The organism is Colwellia sp. F1, assembly GCF_056238625.1.
Map to the genome: position 1 here is coordinate 1 of NZ_JBWDLI010000043.1, position 3,518 is coordinate 3,518.

At 49.2% G+C, this 3,518-nt stretch carries 3 protein-coding genes; 1 reads left to right on the forward strand and 2 read right to left on the reverse strand.

All coding sequences use genetic code 11. From position 1 onward, the window contains the following. Both AC0UA9_RS16825 and AC0UA9_RS16830 read right to left on the reverse strand, forming a co-directional pair. A partial coding sequence (locus AC0UA9_RS16825) for a TRAP transporter permease (protein WP_475661818.1) occupies positions 1 to 811 on the reverse strand: 811 nt, incomplete at its 3' end. A 153-nt stretch (positions 812 to 964) separates the two neighbouring features. After that, positions 965 to 1,990 (reverse strand): TAXI family TRAP transporter solute-binding subunit, encoded by a 1,026-nt coding sequence (locus tag AC0UA9_RS16830; RefSeq protein ID WP_125752336.1) that lies wholly within the window; start codon positions 1,988 to 1,990, stop codon positions 965 to 967. A gap of 457 nt (positions 1,991 to 2,447) precedes the next feature. On the opposite strand from AC0UA9_RS16830, the gene AC0UA9_RS16835 reads away from it, so the two are divergent. Beyond that, on the forward strand, positions 2,448 to 3,518 hold a 1,071-nt coding region (locus AC0UA9_RS16835), incomplete at its 3' end, for a 2-aminoadipate transaminase (RefSeq protein WP_475661820.1).

Consider the following 3,518-nt stretch of genomic DNA (forward strand, 5'->3'; position numbering starts at 1 on the left):
TGAAAGCCGCAGCCCCCATTAAAGGCGGCATAATCTGCCCGCCGGTAGAGGCTGACGCTTCGACAGCTCCTGCTACTTCGGGCTTGAAACGGGCATTTTTCATCATAGGAATAGTGAAAGAGCCAGAAGCCACGGTGTTGCCGATAGAGCTTCCCGAAATCATACCCTGCAGCGAACTTGCTATAACGGCGGCTTTGCCAGCCCCACCCGTAAAGCGCCCGGTTAACGCAAAGGCTAAGTCATTAAAGAATCGGCCGACGCCGGTATGCATCAGAACAACGCCAAAAAACAAGAACAAGAAGATAAAGCGCGCCGATATTTGCAGGGGCGTACCAAAAACGCCGCTTTCCCTAAACCATAAGTAGGGAGACACCTGCTCAAGAGAGAAGCCAGGATGAGAAAGCAAAGGACTGGGGATCAAGTTGCCAAACAGCGCATAGAGAATTGCCAACGTGGCCATGACAACAATTGGCATCCCTACAGTACGGCGAGTTGCTTCTAGTACAAACAGCACACCGAGTGCGGCAATCGTTAGGTCAACGGCTGAATAGCCCGTAACCCTTGCACGCAGGACTTCTTCATAAAACAGGATTTTATAGTAGGCGGCAAAAGTGGCTACGAAGGCGAGTATTACGTCGTACCACGGCACGCCATTACGCCTGCCCGCACCGCGCGTTGCAGGGAATAAGATAAAGATCATCCCCAAGGCAAGCCCTAAGTGGACGGCACCTTGCTGCTGTGACGGTAGCGTACCAAAATAACCGGTATAGAGATGAAAGCACGTCAGTGATACACCCATTAGGGTGATCATCCAGCCCCACTTGCCTAGCTGTAGTGCAGAGCGTACTTGTGACTCACGATCATACTTTTCTAAAAGCGCCGCTTCGTCAGGAGTTTTTTTTTATCCACGATTAAACCTCATACATATAACGCCGCTGGCTTAGCCAGCGGCGAAAAGGGAACATCAATCAGTTAGATCACTTAGGCTGTCAATATTGGAGCGTTCACGGGTGATAATCTGAATGACTTCAGGGTAGATGTGTCCGATAAAGGCGACGTTATCAATCGCGCCACTTTCGAACTCTCCGCGTCCGGCAACGGCATCTTGTGCCGGTGCGTGTACGGTCATCCCAAGATCCATACCGTTATCACGAATGCTCACTAAGTTTTCGATTGAAGCGCCAGTTTCAATATTGGTGAAGTTATAGTTTTCCAGGTAACGGTTCCAAATGGTGGCCATCTCACCGCCGAGAGGGTAGTAAGTGCCGCCTTGGCTACCGGTACCTAAAATAAACTCTTCTTTGGCTTCAGTTTCGCCAAGCTCCGCAACCGGGTTATTTACGGTGAGGCCTTGCTCTTCGTAATATTTTTTAGCACCGGGGTGAATGGGGAGGCCTTCCGAACCATTGAGTGCATTTTCAAGGGTAATGAACGCAGATTGAGAGTGCGTGTTTTCTTCAGCATGTTCATGCATTAAACGCGCTAATTCATAACCCAGCTCTTCATCAATAGTATTTGTGTTGCCAACTAAAATGGCATAAGCCGTAATAGTATTTACATCTTCGTTTTGGAACGCATAACTATTAGCGGGAATCGTAAAGCGCTTATAGGCGCTGTTCTCTTCAATATAGTCTATAGCGTCATCGCTTAAGCTAATTAGGCGTGCATCACCACTTGAGGCTTGTAAGTTCTCAATGCTGCCAGAAGGTAAACCAAGAATACCGATAGAAATATCGATGTTGCCATCTTGCACACCATCGAGTGCAGCACCAAAGCCTTCTTGATAGGTATTGTACTTATCGCTACCAATACCGTAGGCATCAAAAAGTAGTTGGGAAACGCCTTGAGTGGTGCTGGCAGGAGGGCCAATAGCAATATTAGGTTTGCTGTCGCCACCACAACCCGCCAACAGAAGAGTCGCGCCAACGCCGCATAGCACTTTTGGTGATAGCACTTTTGATGAAAGCACTTTAGAGGTAATGTTTTTCATGTTAACTCCTGCTAATTAAATTATTTATAATAAAATTCTGCTTAGCAATTCTCGCAAGCCGACCGTCTGGGGATCGGTCAGCGAAAAGAGCGCGAAAAAGTAGCTGGCTATTGTTCACGTATGCCGCCCGACAGACAAAAGAAATTAAGTTGCGTACGTATTCCATTTTGTCATGCGATTTGGTTTTAATAAATGCTTTTCATAATCAATTATTTGCGATTTATAGCAGCCTGCCCGATGCCCAGATTTTTTTAATATTTTTTGATCTTTTTTAGTGTCATAGGTGTCAGGCAAGGAGCGCCTGTGCTAGGTGGCCACCGCTGCTACTTTCAAATCAACCGGCTATTTTCTATGTATTCCTATTGGGCATGCATTTAGCGTTTTTTTTCGTTTGTGATCTGCTACTTGAACCTGTTTGATAAGCGAACACTTGGTAATTTCAGGAGCGTTTACGACGATGGACCTTCCCAACGTCAGCAGTGCATTAGGCATCCTTCACCCCGTTTGCATTACTAAAGGGCGTAATGCAGAGGTGTGGGACGAATCAGGACGGCGTTATATCGACTTTATTGGCGGTATTGGTGTGCTTAACCTGGGGCATGGCCATCCAGCGGTGGTCGAGGCCGTCAAGGCTCAGGTCGATACCCTCATGCATTCAGCGTTTAATGCCTTGCCGCACCGTGGCTACCTCTCTGTCGTAGAGCGACTTGACCAGTTTGTGCCGGTTTCTTATCCGCTGGGATGTATGTTGACGAACAGTGGGGCGGAAGCGACAGAAAACGCTCTGAAGGTTGCCCGTGGTGTCACGGGGCGCCAGGGTGTGATTGCTTTTGACGATGCTTTCCATGGCCGCACCTTGGCCGCACTCAATTTGAACGGCAAAGTTAAGCCCTATAAAGCCGGTTTAGGCGCGCTACCTGGCCCGGTTTATCATCTGCCGTTCCCCAGCCAGGATAGTGGGATATCCGCTGAGCAGTCGCTAGCGGCCCTAGAGCGTGTATTTGACGTAGAAATTGCCCCCAGTGAAGTGGCGTGCGTCGTCGTTGAACCCATTCAAGGGGAAGGTGGTTTTCGCTTACTTTGCCCCCAGTTTGCGAAAGCGCTGCGGGAAATCTGCGATCAGCACGGTATTTTATTGATTTGTGACGAAATCCAATCAGGCTTCGGACGAACCGGTAAACGCTTTGGCTTCAGTCACCTCGGCATCGAGCCTGACCTGATTCTGTTAGGAAAAAGCATTGCCTCAGGTCTTCCTCTGGCCGCCTTGGTAGGGCGTAAAGAGTTAATGGATGCTTTACCCAAAGGCGCGTTGGGAGGCACATATTCAGGCAACGCGGTCGCGTGTGCAGCTGCATTGGCAGTGATGGATATCATGCAAGACGAGGCGCTAAGCGCATGGGGTAATGCCCAAGAAGCAGCGATTGTGAGTGCTTACCAGCGCTGGAAAGCAAGCGAGCGTTTTCCCATGCTAGGAGCCATGACCGGTGTTGGCGCGATGCGCGGTATCGTCTTTGAAGATACCGACAAT

Excerpts from the sequence above, each read along its gene's own strand:
- AC0UA9_RS16830 (WP_125752336.1), bottom strand. The coding sequence starts at position 1,990 with ATGAAAAACATTACCTCTAAAGTGCTTTCATCAAAAGTGCTATCACCA.